We start from the raw sequence: 14899 nt of genomic DNA, 5'->3' as shown, positions 1-14899 counted from the left end.
CTATTGTACCGGAAAACATATAATTTGGAAAAAAGGGTGAATCAAATTGAAATGGGTTCGACAAACCAACAACTTATATGTTATCATCAGGTTGTTGCATTAGCGAACGTACATTTTTATTTTAGGAGGAATGTAATTTGATAGAGTTTAAGAATATTGTAAAGAAATATCGAAGCAAAACCATCATTAATCCTTTTTCATTGGAAATTGATGCTGGACAGTTGGTGGTTTTTATTGGACCAAGTGGCTGCGGGAAAACCACCTTACTCAAAATGATTAATAAATTAATCCAACCAACATCAGGAAAAATTTATGTGAATGGGACGGATATCTCGACAATGAATCCGATTGAACTACGGAGGAATATCGGATATGTGATTCAAAACACTGGACTTTTTCCACATATGTCGATTAAAGAAAATTTAGAGCTGATTCCAAAGCTTAAAGGTGAAGAGCCGGCTTCAATTGAGAAAAAGACAAAAGAATTGCTTGAAATAGTCGGTTTAGACCCAAAGGAATTCTTACATCGTTTTCCAAAAGAACTGAGCGGAGGTCAGCAGCAAAGAATTGGTGTAGCAAGAGCTTTCTCTACAAACTCCGATATTATCCTAATGGATGAACCCTTCAGTGCACTAGACCCTGTTACTAGAAGTTCACTTCAAGATGAGTTGTTCCAAATGCAAAAGGAATTAAACAAGACCATCATCTTTGTCACCCATGATATGGATGAGGCTATTAAAATAGCAGACAAAATTTGTATTTTAAAAGACGGAGATATTCTTCAGTATGACACTCCTGAAAATATTCTTAAAAACCCTGCTAATGATTTTGTTGAAGACTTTATTGGAAAAAGAAGGGTTTGGAACAATCCTGAATTATTGATGGCAGAGGATATCATGATTCATCAACCTGTAAAAATCACCCCAATGCGTACCGTATTACAGGCAATTGAGATTATGAAGGACAATAAGGTAGACAGCTTAATGGTGACAGATAAAAATAATGTCCTCAAGGGTCTTGTGACCTTAAAAGCTATTCAATTGCTCGATCGAACGACTTCAATTGAGTTGATTATGGAGCAAAATGTGCTTTCCGTTTCACAGGATGCGAATTTAATTTCGGTTTTAGCAACAATGAATGAGCACAAAATTGGGTATCTTCCTGTTGTCAACAAGGCAAAGCAGTTAACGGGACTGATTACAAGAAGCAGCATTTTATCGGCATTAAGCAGTCAATTAATTGACTTGGAGGTGGCATTTTAATGAGTGATTTTTGGAATTATCTAACTGGTAACTATCAGCAAATACTTAGTTTACTAGGAGAGCATCTATATTTAAGTATTGTATCAGTAGCTATTGCCATTATCATTGGTATTCCACTAGGGATTTTAATTTCAAATGAAAAGAAGCTCTCAAAACCTATAATCGGAACGACAAACGTTATTCAGGCTGTCCCGAGCTTGGCCTTACTCGGATTCCTGATTCCCTTTGTTGGAATTGGCAGTACGCCGGCGATTGTGATGGTTGTCCTTTATTCCCTCCTTCCAATCGTAAAAAATACGTATACGGGCTTAACGAACATTGACGGAGACATTCTGGAAGCCGCCAAAGGCATCGGTCTGACTAAGAGTCAAACAATGAGAAAGGTTCAGCTTCCGCTCGCCTTTCCGATGATTATGGCGGGTATCAGAATTTCAGCGGTTACTGCTGTTGGGTTAATGACCATTGCTGCCTTCGTTGGAGCAGGCGGACTGGGGTACCTCGTTTTCTCGGGTGTGCAGACCGTCGATAATCATATGATTTTAGCTGGAGCGATTCCAGCCTGTATTTTAGCACTTTTGATTGACTTTGTCGTTGGGAAACTTGAATCCTCCCTTTCATATATGAACAAGAAAAAATCTGCAGCTAAGTCAAGTAAAAAGGCAAAAAAATGGATAATTGGTGTGGCCTCTATTTTGTTACTTGCTGCAGGTTCACTTAAAGTTTATACAATTGCCAATGCTGAAGACAAAATCGTCATTGGTTCCAAGAATTTCAGTGAGTCATTAATTTTAGGGAATATGCTTGCTGATCTAATCGAAAACAAGACAGATCTTCAGGTAGAAAGAAAGTTAAATCTTGGTGGGACCCAGGTTGCTTTTAGTGCGATTAAAAATGGGGATATTGATTTATATGTTGAATATACGGGGACAGGTTTGGTAAATATTTTAAATCAGCCTCCAGAAAGCAACCCGGACAAAGTCTATGATTTTGTTCAACGTGAATTCAAGCAAAAATATGGAATTGACTTATTAAAACCGCTTGGGTTTAATAACACCTATGCCTTAGCTGTACGCCAAGACACTGTTGAAGAGTATAATTTAAAGACGATATCTGATTTGGCCAATGTAAGCAATGAATTAGTCTTTGGTCCAACTATTGAATTTCCAAACCGGGTAGATGGATTACCTGGACTTGCAAAAACTTATAATATCGAATTCAAAGATGTCAAAGCCATTGATGGCGGATTGCGCTATACCGCACTTGAGAATCATAAGAGTGATGTTATCGATGCCTTCTCTACCGATGGATTACTCGAGGCCTTTCACTTGAAGGTGTTAAAGGATGATAAAAACTTTTTCCCACCTTATTATGCTGTGCCAATTATTAAAGAAGAAACATTAAAGGAACATCCAGAATTAAAAAAGGCAATTAACACCTTATCCGGTAAGCTTAACGATGAAAAAATGCGGGAACTTAACTATAAGGTTGACAGCCTCAAACAATCTCCTGCAAAAGTTGCAAAAGAATTTTTAGAAAAAGAAGGATTATTAAGTAAATAAATATAGAAAAAGCCGGTTATCCGGCTTTTTCTTATTCCTCCAAAAAGTGAACGACTCTGTCATACGCTTTTTCATCTCCGATGACAAGGAGGACATCCCCTTCTAGGATTAGTGCATACGGCCCAGGGGAGATAATCATTTCGTCCTTTCGCTTCATCCCGATTACGGTGCCGCCGGTATTTTGCCAAAACTTGACTTCCGATATCGTCTTGCCAATGTGAATGCATCCTGGATATACCTCTACTTCAATTGGTGCCAATGGATTCGTGTGTCGTAGTTTCCCGGAATATTCCATGATTTTACGCAAAGTTTCGAATACCTTTTCATCCAGGCTTTCTCTTTCTGCGATTAGAGAATTCATTTGCTTTTCAAGATCTTTGATGCTGGCCAGGTTAGAAAAACGAGATATATATTTAAAAGCATTCTCACGGGAAGAGATGACAATGCCGCTACCTTTTGTGGAATGAACAATTTCCACGTCCTCTAAGATCTTAATTGCTCTCCTAACTGTCTCCGGAGATACCTTATATTCACTCGCCAACGTAGACCTGCCGTGAATCTTTTCCCCTACTTTAAATTTCCCGTCATAAATGCGATTGGCTAAATCAATCGCAATTCGTTCATAAGTTGGGATTTGTGCCCTTTGCATAGCAGACCATCACCACCATTTAATCAATAGCATTACCATATCACTATACCGTTTTACAAACATGTTTGCGAGGAAAAAAATCATAAGCTCCCACTGACACCTTTTGTCTTGATTTTACGAACATTGGACATAATTGTAGGGAGTCTTTTTATATCGAGGTGTAGGAATGAAACGGAAAATAATCATCATTTTAAGTGTGGGTTTCATCATCTTTATGGCTGCATTATGTATTTATTACATAGTGAAAGCTGATTCTTCTAGGTGGCAGGTTGCCCTCGGCGGTATTTTTGCTGGCGCACTCCCACTTCTACTACTACGGTTGAAAAATAACCCCTTTAACATTCTAATTATTGTAAGTTATTTTATTTTTTTATTTTGTTCATTGTTTTTAGGCTCGATTAAAAGCTTTTATCTTCATCTCAATTGGTGGGATTCGACCCTTCATTTTTTTAAGGGGATATTTATTGGCTGCATTGGAATAACATTATATAAACGATGGATTCCAAAATATGTCCGCAATGATGTATCCCATTGGTTACTATTTCTTTTCGTCCTCTCACTTTCCGTTTTGGCCAGTGTATTCTGGGAGATTTATGAATTTGTTGGCGATTTAACCATTGCCCACACGATGCAAAGAGGCGGCAATAAGGATACAATGTATGACCTGATCTGTGGTTTAGCCGGCGGTCTCATTGTGGCATTGTATGCTCTTGTTCGAAAACACAAGGTTTAGTTCGAGGTGATTAGATGAATCGTAAGCTCGATATCATGAATGAAAAAAGCAGTCTAAATGCAAATTTAGAACTGCTTTTTTCATTCACGATTACACCGTTACGGAAGCAATGAACTCGTCATACAATGCTTGAACAGCTCTTTTTTCGTCAACTTCCTTTACGCCAAACATCATGCTGACTTCAGACGAGCCTTGATTAATCATTTCAATATTAACGCTCGCCCCTGCCAAGGCTTTGGACGCCTTTGCCATCGTGCCGACATTATGGCGCATGCCTTCACCAACAACCATGATTAGGGCAAGGCTGTGCTCGAATTTCACTTCATCTGCATGTAATTCTGCAATTATCCGTTTGGTTATTTCCTCCTCCAATTCGGCCTCAAACTGGTTTTCTCTTAATATTATCGAGATGTCATCAATTCCCGAAGGAGTGTGTTCATAGGATAAGCCAAACTCTTCTAAGATGCTTAAAAGTTTCCGGCCAAATCCAATCTCTCTGTTCATTAAGTATTTACTCACATAAATACTGCAAAACCCTTGATCGCTGGCAATCCCAATGACAGGACCATTTGTATTGTCGCGCTCATTAACAATCCTCGTTCCTGGTGCTAAAGGATTATTCGTGTTCTTGATTTGAACGGGAATTCCTGCTCGAAAGGCCGGCACAAGGGCTTCGTCATGCAGAACGGTAAACCCTGCATAAGAAAGCTCACGCATTTCCCGATACGTTAATTCCTTAATTTCCTTAGGCCTCTTGACAATGTAGGGATTGACCGAATAAACGGCATCCACATCAGTAAAATTTTCATATAAATCAGCTTTCAGGCCATTTGCGAGGATAGAGCCCGTAATATCCGAGCCGCTCCGTGAAAAAGTGAATACTTCTCCTTCTTTGCTATACCCGAAAAACCCCGGAAATATTAACAAGCCGCTTCTGTCGCGCAAGGAATATAACCGTTCATACGATTCCGGTAAAACTTGAGCGTTTCCCGGCTCCGCACTAACAAGCAGACCACCCTCTCCAGGGTTAACATAAGTAGCCTCTACCCCCTGCTCTTGGAAGTATGCAGCAACTAATTTAGCATGATTGTCCTCGCCACTTGCCTTAACACTATCGATAAACCGTTCAGGTTTACATCTATCCCCATTTAGTCTTGCTTCTAAATCAGCTTGAATTTCACTAACAATTTCAGAAGGAAGCTGTAGCTCCTCAGCAATCGTCGCATACCTTTTGATAACGGCTGCAACTATTTCCTGTGAATCCAGATTGCTCAGACATCGCTCTGCACATTCAATTAACAAATCCGTTACCTTTTGGTCTTCGGCAAACCGTTTCCCTGGAGCTGATACGACGACAACTTTACGCGCGGGATCAGACATAACAATCTGGAAAACCTTCTCAATTTGGTTTCCGGAAGCTAAAGAGGATCCTCCAAACTTTACTACCTTCATGAATACATCTCCTAATCCCAAAAATATAATCTTAATTTTATCTAAATTCAGAAAAAATTCAAGTATTTTACCACGGGATTTTGGAGAAATTAACGAATTATTTCAATAAAATGAGCAAGGATTCTCGCGGTCATCCCCCAAATTGTTCTACCTTCATATACATAAAAATACTCCTCAATCCCTCTTGTCCGCCAATTGTAATTTTGACCGCCGACAATTAAATCAAAGGGAAATTTCTCCTCGGGTACTACCTTAAATTCAATATGGTAGATTTCCGGCTCTTTATTGATAAAAAAAGATAAAGGAACCGTAAAAATTTCTCCAACCTCTGCAGGATTAGGTTGAATCAGTTCTGAATGACTAATAAATCCTGTATATGGATATACCAACATACCAAAAGGAGAAACCATAAAATCAAGCGGATAAACTTCCGTGATATTTTCCCCGCTAATCCCTAATTCCTCCATTGTTTCGCGAATAGCTGTTTCTCTTTCATCCTTGTCTTCTAAATCGACTTTTCCCCCGGGAAAACAAATTTCGCCCGGCTGCCTCCTAAGCTCCAGCGAACGAACTTCAAATAGCACATGAATCCCATCCTCTTTTTCGATAAGAGGCAGCATTACAGCATATTTTGCGAATTTCTCGCTCCCTAATATCACAGGGTTATGTCTTTTTAATTTTGTTACAACTGTTTCCAGCTCCATGATTTCACCTCTATTCATTCTGGAGTGTTATTACTATCTACAATAACATTTTTATCCTGATATTGAAAAAAAACAACCCAACTTCAACAAAGTTGGATTGTCGCTGGAAAATCTTATTCCTTATTTTCATACCATGAATACATATAAGCTGAATCTTCGAAGACCTGAGCAGTTTTTACAATTTTTAGAGGATGAAAGGTATCGATCATCACAGCCAATTCTAGTGTTTGCTTTTTGCCGATACTCGCTTCTGTTTTCCCAGGATGTGGTCCATGAGGAATTCCGCCTGGATGGAGCGTGATTGACCCCTCTTGAACTCCTTTACGGCTCATAAAATTGCCTTCCACATAATATAGGAGCTCGTCACTATTAACGTTACTGTGGTAGTATGGTGCAGGAATTGCCTCAGGATGGTAATCATACAATCTAGGTACAAAGGAACAAACAACAAAATTATTTCCTTCAAAGGTTTGATGAACAGGCGGCGGCTGGTGAACCCTTCCTGTAATCGGTTCAAAATCTTCAATATTAAAGGCCCAGGGATATAGGTAGCCATCCCAGCCGACTACATCAAAGGGATGATGCCCCAGCATATGGGAGGAAATCATTCCTCTCGATTTCGTTAAAACCTCATATTCACCTTTCTTGGCAAAAGTCATTAATGTTTCTGGTCCGCGAATATCTCGTTCGCAAAACGGGCTGTGCTCTAATAACTGACCATATTCATTACGATAGCGCCTTGGTGTCGTAATTTGACGATACGATTCAACAATGAGCATTTTCGTCATTTCATTCGCATCAGGGATTATTCGATAAATCGTTCCAATCGGTATGATGAGATAGTCACCATGAGTATAGGAAATCGTCCCGAACATCGTTTCTAATTTTCCCGAACCATAATGGATAAAGAGCATTTCATCGCCATCACCGTTCCTATAAAAGCTTTCCATTGGCTCAGTAACATTTGCAGTTCCAATTAGCAAGTCTTGATTTCCTAATATATATTCTCTGGCGTTTAAAGCATTACCTTTTTGGATTGTCTTATTGGTCAAAAAGTGACGGTGTTTAAGCTCTCTTTGTGCTTCGTATTCCGGCAAGTAATGACCAACCACCTCAGATTTCACCACTTCCGTAGGCATATAGTGGTGATATAAAATCGATTGGGTGCCAGAAAAACCTCGTGTTCCCATAACCTGCTCTCGATACAGACTGCCATCCTCTTTTTTAAACATCGTATGACGTTTATGAGGGACTTTTCCCATTTGCCGGTAATACATTATTTCACCTCAGTTCCTTCGATAATAGAATTCTGTAAAACACCTAGACAATCAATTTCTAACTCTACTATATCCCCTGGTAAAAGCCAGCGGTGCACATCCTGGCCAAGTTCAAGGATGCATCCTGTTCCGACTGTTCCAGAACCTATTATCTCTCCTGGATACAGGGTAACGCCGGCAGAGGCACGCTCAATCATCTCCCCAAAGGAATAAAAAATCTCCTTCATATTTCCTGCCGACAGTAATTCTCCGTTTACCCGCGCTTTCATGGAAAGATCAAAGCCCTTTCCCGTTTTCAATGGTTCCAGCTCATCTTTCGTGACAATCCATGGACCAATCGAGGTGGCAAAATCTTTTCCCTTTGCTGGGCCAAGTCCAATCTTCATTTCCTTCCGCTGCAAATCTCTCGCGCTCCAATCGTTCAAAATACAATAACCAAAAATATACTCATCAGCATCTGCCACCCGGATATTTCTTCCCTCTTTGCCAATGATGCAGGCGATTTCGAGTTCATAATCGAGCCAGTTGCATCCTAATGGCTTGATAATTTCTTCTCCTGGCCCCTTGATGGCGAGGTGATTGGAAAAATAATAGACTGGAATTTCATACCATTCAGGAATCATCTCAAGACCGCGGTTCTCTCTTGCTGTTTTCACATGCGCCTCAAATGCGTAAAAATCACGAAAGCTTCTGGGTAAGGGAAGAGGAGCAAGTAAGCGGATTTCCTTTAATGAGTAAACACCTTGCTGCTTGTTTGTAGAGGAAAAAAATGCTGCTTTTTTTAAATTTTCCTCACAGTTATCGAGAAAATCTATTAGATTATCAGGTAACTCCCCATCAGACATTTCAAACATATCGACTGCATGCTCTTGGTCCAAAAGAAACCCTGCCCTAATCTTCCCATCGTTTTTTTCAAAAGTTACAAATTTCATAAGCTCACCTTTTTTCCTTTTAAAAAAGGGAGAAATTTTTCTCCCTTTTTCCGCCCCGTTTGGTAATTTTCCCCTTTTAATATTCCTTTTTATTATTCCAATACTTTACAAGTTTCCACGTTTCTCCTGCTCCCGCTCAATCGATTCGAATAATGCCTTAAAGTTTCCTTCACCGAAACCGCGAGCCCCTTTCCGTTGAATAATTTCAATGAAAACGGTCGGACGATCAACAATCGGCTTAGTGAAAATCTGCAATAAATAACCTTCATCATCACGGTCAACTAAAATATTTAATTCGCGTAGCTTTTCAATTTCTTCATCAATTTTGCCAATCCGCTCACCTAATGATTCGTAATAAGTACTTGGTGTTTTAAGGAATTCAACACCGTTTTTCTTCAAAGCGGTAACTGTCGAGACAATGTCTTCGGTTAAAATGGCCAGATGCTGGACTCCTGGGCCATTATAGAATTCCAGAAATTCCTGGATTTGCGATTTCCGTTTCCCCTCTGCCGGTTCATTGATTGGGAACTTGATGCGCCCGCCATTATGCATGACCTTTGACATCAAGGCCGAGTATTCTGTAGTAATATCCTTGTCAGAGAAATGTTTCATTTCTTTAAAGCCCATTACCTTCGAATAATATTCAACCCATTCTTCCATGCGCTCCACATTACCCACCACATGGTCTATCCCAATTAACCCGGCATCCTCATTTGGCAAATAGATAGAGTATGGCTCAAACCCTGGTAGAAACGCCCCTTGATAACTTTTTCGTTCGATTAACGTATGGATTGTGTCACCATATGTACCCAGCACAGCTTTTTTAACGACTCCCTTTTCATCGCTCATTTCAAATGGAGCTGCATGTGCGATTGCTCCTCTATTTACAGCCTCTTCGAATGCCTTGTCTACATCCTCGACCAACAGAGCCACATCCCTAACGCCGTCCCCGTGTTTCTTGACAAATTGAGCTACCCGGCTCTCTTCAGAATAAGAGCCTGTAATCACAAGACGAATATTTCGCTGCTTGAGGACATAAGAGACCGTTTCGCGATTCCCTGTTTCTAGTCCGGCATAAGCAACCGGCGTAAACCCAAAGGCCGTGCAAAAATAGTGACAAGATTGCTTAGCATTTCCCGTGTAAATCTCAATATAATCTACATCTCGTACCGGAAAAAAGTCATCGACTAGTTGATCTGCCCTTACTCTTTGTTCTTTCATTTAGAAACCTCCAATTATAATAGTATTAATATTCTGAATTAATACTAAATGAAGGATCTTAATCTCTCAAGAGCAGGAAGTAAAGCAATAACGCTTTTAGGCAGTAAAGAAATACTCTACCATCATAATATTATTAGCTGCAAAAATAAAAAGAAACATACCTAGGACTTGGTTGTTTCTACTATTGAAGTAGGGAATATATTTTCCACTAAAATATTCCTGCTTATAAGGTGGTTAAAAAAATTTTACGAAAGAATCGCTCGGTCATTAACCATTTGGACACCACGAATTCGTTTAAATTCCGCTAATAATCGTTCAATCGTCAGCTGCCGCTTATTTTCCTTATCAACCTCCAAAATAACTTGACCTTTATCCATCATAATTAAACGATTCCCCAGGTCAATTGCCTGCTGCATATTGTGGGTAACCATTAAGGTAGTGAGTTTGTATTTTTCAACAATTTCTTTGGTTAGATTCGTAATCAACTCTGCTCTTGATGGATCAAGTGCTGCCGTATGTTCATCCAATAAAAGGATGGATGGTTCCGTGAAGGTGGCCATCAATAACGATAGTGCCTGGCGTTCTCCACCGGATAACAGACCGACCTTTGCATTGAGGCGATTTTCCAAACCAAGATGCAAGGATTCAAGCACTTCCCGGAATAAATCGCGTCTTCTTTTCGTGACTGCTTTTCGGAAAGTTCTTGATTTATTCCGTGAATAAGCCATCGCCAGATTTTCTTCAATCGTCATACTTGGAGCCGTTCCGGCCATTGGGTCTTGAAAGACGCGTCCAATCATTTTCGATCGATTAAACTCGGATATATTTGTTACAATTTTTCCGCCAATGTGCACCTCCCCGATATCAGGAAATAAAACACCGGAAATGACATTCATTAAAGTCGACTTTCCCGCGCCATTACTACCAATAATCGTAACGAAATCACCGGGATTAAGGGTTAAGTTAACATGATCAATCGCGATTTTTTCATCGGGTGTCCCCTCATTAAAAATCTTATGAATCTGATTTAAGTGCAGCATGATTGTCCCCCTTTTCCGTGGCAGAAGTACGAATGGCAGATAGATGTTCTGCCCTTCTCCGTGCTTTTCGCTTTTTCTCTTTCGATCGCTCAATCATTTTAGGAGTTGTTAAAGCAATAATGACAATTACTGCAGTAATCAGCCTCATATCGCCAGGTTTTAAGAAATCAATCCGAAGGGCCATGGATACGACAATTCGGTAAATAATCGAACCGCCAATGACAGCAAGTGTTGTTCTTGCAATGGTTTTTGTCCCGAATAGAGCCTCACCGATTATAACAGAGGCTAAGCCGATAATGATCATTCCGATTCCCATGCCGACATCGGCGGAGCCGCCTTGCTGGGCAATAAGGGAGCCTGAGAAAGCAACCAATGCGTTGGAAAGCCCCAGTCCAAGTATGACAAGAAGGTTTGTATTAGCGGATAGGCTGCGAATCATTCGCTTATTGTCTCCGGTCGCTCTGATTGCTAAACCAATTTCCGTTTGTAAGAACAAATCGGTTAGGAACTTGATAACGAAGGTGACGAAAACCATAAAAATGAGAATTCCCCATGTGTCCGGAAGACTATCCCCAAGACCAACCATTGAAAGAAAACGATTGAAAAATGAATCAATTCCGGTGCGCTCAAATAAGCCGCTAATCTTGGTAAATGCTGTTTCGATATTTAATAGTGGGGTATTGGGGCGTCCCATGATTCTTAAATTTATTGAATATAGTGCTATCATCATTAAGATTCCGGAGAGCAAGTTATTTATTTTTCCAAATGTATGGAGAAGCCCTGTTATACATCCTGCGGCAAAACCAGCAAATAAGGCCACTATTGTAGCGATAAATGGGTTAACTCCACCCGCAATCATAACCGCTGATATCGCTGCCCCTGTTACAAAACTCCCATCCACCGTCAAATCTGGGAAGTCCAGAATACGAAAGGAAAGATAGACGCCAAGTGCCATAATCGCATAGATGATACCTGTTTCGAATGATGAAAATATGGCTGTAAACATTGAGATCATCCTTTCTAAATTTCATTCATATGTAAGAATCAAGGAGGTAACCCGTAAGAAGGCCTCCCCCTTGAAAAATTCCATAATATCAGAATTTATTTCATTGAACTTTGATAACTGTCCAGCTCCAGCACCCAGCGGCTAGTGGACTTCGCTCTTCTCCCTACGATAAGTCAACATCGGATCGCTCCGCTCTCCGTGTTTCCTTTATCTCAGGCGAAGCGCTCCAGTCCATATGCCGCTAAACGGGTGCTTCCGCTTTTCTATTTACCATCATAAAATTCGCCAAGCTTGCTCCATTCCTCTTTCACTTTTAAACCTTGTGCTTCGGCAGCAGCCTTATTGATGACTAGCTTTAAGCTGCTTGGAAGTTCAACAGGGATTTCTGAAGCCTTCTTTTTCCCCGTTAAAATCTCAACAGCCATTAATCCGGATTGATAGCCAAGATCAAAATAGCTGAATCCACTTGCCGCAACGGCACCTTTTTTCATCGAATCAAGCTCGCCGACGAAAAGGGGAATTTTTTTGCTGTTTGCTACAGCAATGACCGAATCAAGGGCGGTAACAACAGTATTATCAGTTGGAATATAGATAGCATCGACTCGACCGACTAGTGACTCGGCTGCCTGCTTAACTTCTGACGTATTCGCAACAGAAACTTCAACTAGTGCAGCGCCTTTTTCTTCCGCTAATTTTTTTACTTCTTTCACTTGAACTTCTGAATTCTGTTCCCCCGAGTTATAGATGACACCAATATTTTTTGCTTTTAATTCATCGGTAATAAAGTGTATCGTCTTTTTAGTTGCTTCCGGATGGTTGTCAGTTGTACCAGTAATATTTTCCCCTGGCTTATCAAACGCCTTTACCAATCCAGCACCGACTGGGTCTGTTACCGATGTAAAGATTATCGGAATTTTCTTGGTCGCATTTAAGGCAGCAGTTGCACTTGGGGTCGCATTGGCAAAAATCAAGTCTACTTTGTCGCCGACAAAATTCTTGGCAATTACTTGTGTATTATTCGGATCTGCCTGCGCATTTTGCTCATCATAATCTACCTTAATTCCTTTATCTGCCAACGCCTTCTTAAATCCCTCCGTAGCAGCATCTAAAGAAGGATGCGGGGCATACTGAGTTATTCCGACCTTGAATTTTTTATCCGTTCCTCCCTTATTCGTTCCACCTGCTGATTCTTTACTGCCACAGCCGGCTAGCAACAGCATTCCTGCCAAAGCAATTGAAAGTGCTTGTACTTTTTTCTTCATTAATCAATATCCCCCTAAAAGCATCTTTTTTTGAAAACAATTAATTTTCTAAAAATTAAATATATTAGAAATTATTCTAGTGTTTTTTTGGTTTAAAAGCAATAGAAATAGCAAAAATATTTTTTCGCTTTAAAGCGACATAATCCACTATAAGAACACATATTACCCCATCCTCCCTTCTTAGAAAAAAAAAATACCTTCTAACTAGTAGAAGGCATTGACGCATGTATATTAAATTATGAGTGGGGGAACAAATTTATGTATCTTACCAATCACGGGTCTTTTCGAGTAATTTATCTATCTCAACTTTTTTCACATTATGAACGTTTTTCTCAGATGTTAGATCTGTTGTTGCTTCAAGTAATTTGTCGATATCGATTAATACGATGCCCATCTCATCTCTAACCTCCTAAGTTTTTAGTTGTATATCACTTTAATAAATATTTCGATCTATTTATGTTATATACGGGGGTATTTTATAAAGTTTCATCCCCTTAAAATCTGTACCATAAAAAGTAGAAAAATTCAGCCTAATCAGGCTGAATTTTTCTACTTTCACGCAGTGTTTTTCATTTCTTTTCGGACTTTTGGCTGCTTAAAAAAGTATTTCATCATCGGCGGAGTAACAAGCGTTGTTACAAGAACGACAATGACTAATATCGAAAATAGTTCAGGGCTGATTAACTTCGTCTCCAATCCAATCGTGGCAATAATTAAAGCAACCTCTCCTCGCGAAACCATGGCCGCCCCAATTCCGAGCGAGTTCCTCCACGAAAAGCGGGCCATTTTCGCCCCGGTTGCAGCACCAATTAATTTGGTTAAGATTGCTAGAATACTAAGACCAATAATAAGACCTAAATGCTGCGAAAGACCTGCGAAGCTTGCTTTCAGACCGATTGAGGTAAAGAAAACCGGCACGAAAATCGAATAACTAATAGTTTCTACCTTTTCAAATATTTCATGCTTAAAATTGGTAACACTAATCGCTACCCCGGCAATATAACCGCCAATAATGGCGGCAACACCTGCTAATTCAGCCACATAGGCAAAAAGGAAACAGATGATTAATGCTGAGGATAGGAGCGATTCCGTCACCTTTAACGGGGCAAACTTCCTTAATACCCACGGCACAACCTTCCAAGCTACTAAAATAGCACCTCCAAAGAACAGTACTTTACTAATAATGACTACGCTTAAATTTACATCCCCGCCTGCCATACTCATTAAAAACGCTAGGGCAATTATAACGAGCACATCATCAATCACTGCCGCGCCTAATATTGTCGTCCCTTCTTTTGACTGCATTTTATTAAGCTCTTTAAGCGCCTGTACGGAAATACTTACGCTGGTAGCTGACAGCAGCAGTCCTAAAAATACCGCTTCAATGGTCGTCATCTTCAACATGATTCCTGCTAAGTAACCGACAAAAAGCGGGACGACTATTCCACTAACACCCACGAGAGTAGATGCTTTCCCAGATCGTTTAAATTCATCTAAATCGGTCTCCATGCCAGCAATAAACATTAACAATATAACACCAATTTGACTTAGTTCTTCCAATGTTTTCGTTTCAGAAATGAGCCCCAAAACCGCTGGTCCTAAAAGAATTCCTACAAGGAGCTTCCCTAAAACAGAGGGCTGGCCAAACTTTACACTAATATCCCCTGCTATTTTAGAAGCAAATAAAATAATCGCTAACTCAAAGATTAATTCCATCTAATCACCATTCCTTTTTTAGAAAATTAAAAAGAGCCTGTCACAACATTGACAGACTCTTCCCTAAACAATAGAAAAAGGTCTGT

General features: G+C 40.0%; 14 protein-coding genes. 3 read left to right on the top strand and 11 right to left on the bottom strand.

Annotated elements, in window-relative coordinates:
• Positions 1–137: 137 nt before the first annotated feature.
• Positions 138–1262, top strand: coding sequence for an ABC transporter ATP-binding protein (locus AA980_RS16075; protein ID WP_024028915.1), 1125 nt, complete (start codon positions 138–140; stop codon positions 1260–1262).
• Positions 1262–2821 (top strand): ABC transporter permease/substrate-binding protein, encoded by a 1560-nt coding sequence (locus tag AA980_RS16070; RefSeq protein WP_024028914.1) that lies wholly within the window; start codon positions 1262–1264, stop codon positions 2819–2821. The genes AA980_RS16075 and AA980_RS16070 overlap by 1 nt, the downstream gene beginning before the upstream one ends.
• 31 nt (positions 2822–2852) lie before the next feature.
• Here AA980_RS16070 and AA980_RS16065 read toward each other — a convergent pair whose 3' ends face one another.
• The gene (locus tag AA980_RS16065; protein ID WP_024028913.1) at positions 2853–3470 is read right to left on the bottom strand and encodes a TrkA C-terminal domain-containing protein; all 618 of its coding nucleotides are present in this window, start codon (positions 3468–3470) and stop codon (positions 2853–2855) included.
• 166 nt (positions 3471–3636) lie between these two features.
• Between AA980_RS16065 and AA980_RS16060 the strand changes: the two genes are divergently transcribed.
• Positions 3637–4203: a hypothetical protein gene (locus AA980_RS16060; protein ID WP_024028912.1), complete on the top strand. Its 567-nt coding sequence runs from the start codon at positions 3637–3639 to the stop codon at positions 4201–4203.
• 90 nt (positions 4204–4293) lie between these two features.
• Here the strand turns inward: AA980_RS16060 and AA980_RS16055 are convergent, their stop codons facing one another.
• From AA980_RS16055 to AA980_RS16015, 10 genes are all read right to left on the bottom strand, one after another.
• Positions 4294–5655: an aspartate kinase gene (locus AA980_RS16055; RefSeq protein WP_024028911.1), complete on the bottom strand. Its 1362-nt coding sequence runs from the start codon at positions 5653–5655 to the stop codon at positions 4294–4296.
• A gap of 89 nt (positions 5656–5744) precedes the next feature.
• Complete coding sequence (locus AA980_RS16050; RefSeq protein WP_024028910.1) at positions 5745–6359, bottom strand: NUDIX hydrolase; 615 nt, start codon at positions 6357–6359, stop codon at positions 5745–5747.
• Between the two features lie 113 nt (positions 6360–6472).
• On the bottom strand, positions 6473–7636 hold the full coding sequence (locus AA980_RS16045; protein ID WP_024028909.1) for a homogentisate 1,2-dioxygenase: 1164 nt from the start codon (positions 7634–7636) through the stop codon (positions 6473–6475).
• Positions 7636–8568 carry a fumarylacetoacetate hydrolase family protein gene (locus AA980_RS16040; protein WP_024028908.1) on the bottom strand — a complete coding sequence of 311 codons (933 nt, stop codon included), beginning with the start codon at positions 8566–8568 and terminating at the stop codon, positions 7636–7638. Before AA980_RS16040 ends, AA980_RS16045 begins: the two co-directional genes overlap by 1 nt.
• Positions 8569–8673: 105 nt before the next feature.
• A complete protein-coding gene (gene hppD / locus AA980_RS16035) occupies positions 8674–9789 on the bottom strand; it encodes a 4-hydroxyphenylpyruvate dioxygenase (protein WP_024028907.1) in 1116 nt (371 codons plus the stop codon).
• 245 nt (positions 9790–10034) lie between these two features.
• Complete coding sequence (locus tag AA980_RS16030) at positions 10035–10829, bottom strand: ABC transporter ATP-binding protein (protein ID WP_024028906.1); 795 nt, start codon at positions 10827–10829, stop codon at positions 10035–10037.
• Positions 10804–11835 carry an ABC transporter permease gene (locus AA980_RS16025; protein ID WP_024028905.1) on the bottom strand — a complete coding sequence of 344 codons (1032 nt, stop codon included), beginning with the start codon at positions 11833–11835 and terminating at the stop codon, positions 10804–10806. The genes AA980_RS16030 and AA980_RS16025 overlap by 26 nt, the downstream gene beginning before the upstream one ends.
• A 263-nt stretch (positions 11836–12098) precedes the next feature.
• Positions 12099–13097 carry an ABC transporter substrate-binding protein gene (locus AA980_RS16020; protein WP_024030652.1) on the bottom strand — a complete coding sequence of 333 codons (999 nt, stop codon included), beginning with the start codon at positions 13095–13097 and terminating at the stop codon, positions 12099–12101.
• Positions 13098–13362: 265 nt separating this feature from the next.
• Entirely contained in the window at positions 13363–13491 is a 129-nt protein-coding gene (locus AA980_RS28065) for a hypothetical protein (RefSeq protein WP_268926676.1), read from the bottom strand.
• Positions 13492–13652: 161 nt separating this feature from the next.
• Entirely contained in the window at positions 13653–14813 is a 1161-nt protein-coding gene (locus tag AA980_RS16015) for a cation:proton antiporter (protein ID WP_024030653.1), read from the bottom strand.
• Between the last annotated feature and the right edge of the window lie 86 nt (positions 14814–14899).

Origin of the sequence: Neobacillus vireti, assembly GCF_001026695.1 — a bacterium.
In the GTDB taxonomy this organism is placed as follows: Bacteria; Bacillota; Bacilli; order Bacillales; family Cytobacillaceae; genus Neobacillus; species Neobacillus vireti.
This window is presented reverse-complemented; position numbering and strand designations above follow the sequence as displayed.

Coding starts and splice junctions, on each gene's coding strand:
- AA980_RS16040 (WP_024028908.1), bottom strand. CDS start 8,568: ATGAAATTTGTAACTTTTGAAAAAAACGATGGGAAGATTAGGGCAGGG.
- AA980_RS16025 (WP_024028905.1), bottom strand. CDS start 11,835: ATGTTTACAGCCATATTTTCATCATTCGAAACAGGTATCATCTATGCG.
- AA980_RS16045 (WP_024028909.1), bottom strand. CDS start 7,636: ATGTATTACCGGCAAATGGGAAAAGTCCCTCATAAACGTCATACGATG.
- AA980_RS16055 (WP_024028911.1), bottom strand. CDS start 5,655: ATGAAGGTAGTAAAGTTTGGAGGATCCTCTTTAGCTTCCGGAAACCAA.
- AA980_RS16070 (WP_024028914.1), top strand. CDS start 1,262: ATGAGTGATTTTTGGAATTATCTAACTGGTAACTATCAGCAAATACTT.
- AA980_RS16060 (WP_024028912.1), top strand. CDS start 3,637: ATGAAACGGAAAATAATCATCATTTTAAGTGTGGGTTTCATCATCTTT.
- AA980_RS16015 (WP_024030653.1), bottom strand. CDS start 14,813: ATGGAATTAATCTTTGAGTTAGCGATTATTTTATTTGCTTCTAAAATA.
- AA980_RS16030 (WP_024028906.1), bottom strand. CDS start 10,829: ATGCTGCACTTAAATCAGATTCATAAGATTTTTAATGAGGGGACACCC.
- AA980_RS16050 (WP_024028910.1), bottom strand. CDS start 6,359: ATGGAGCTGGAAACAGTTGTAACAAAATTAAAAAGACATAACCCTGTG.
- AA980_RS16020 (WP_024030652.1), bottom strand. CDS start 13,097: ATGAAGAAAAAAGTACAAGCACTTTCAATTGCTTTGGCAGGAATGCTG.
- hppD (WP_024028907.1), bottom strand. CDS start 9,789: ATGAAAGAACAAAGAGTAAGGGCAGATCAACTAGTCGATGACTTTTTT.
- AA980_RS16065 (WP_024028913.1), bottom strand. CDS start 3,470: ATGCAAAGGGCACAAATCCCAACTTATGAACGAATTGCGATTGATTTA.
- AA980_RS28065 (WP_268926676.1), bottom strand. CDS start 13,491: ATGGGCATCGTATTAATCGATATCGACAAATTACTTGAAGCAACAACA.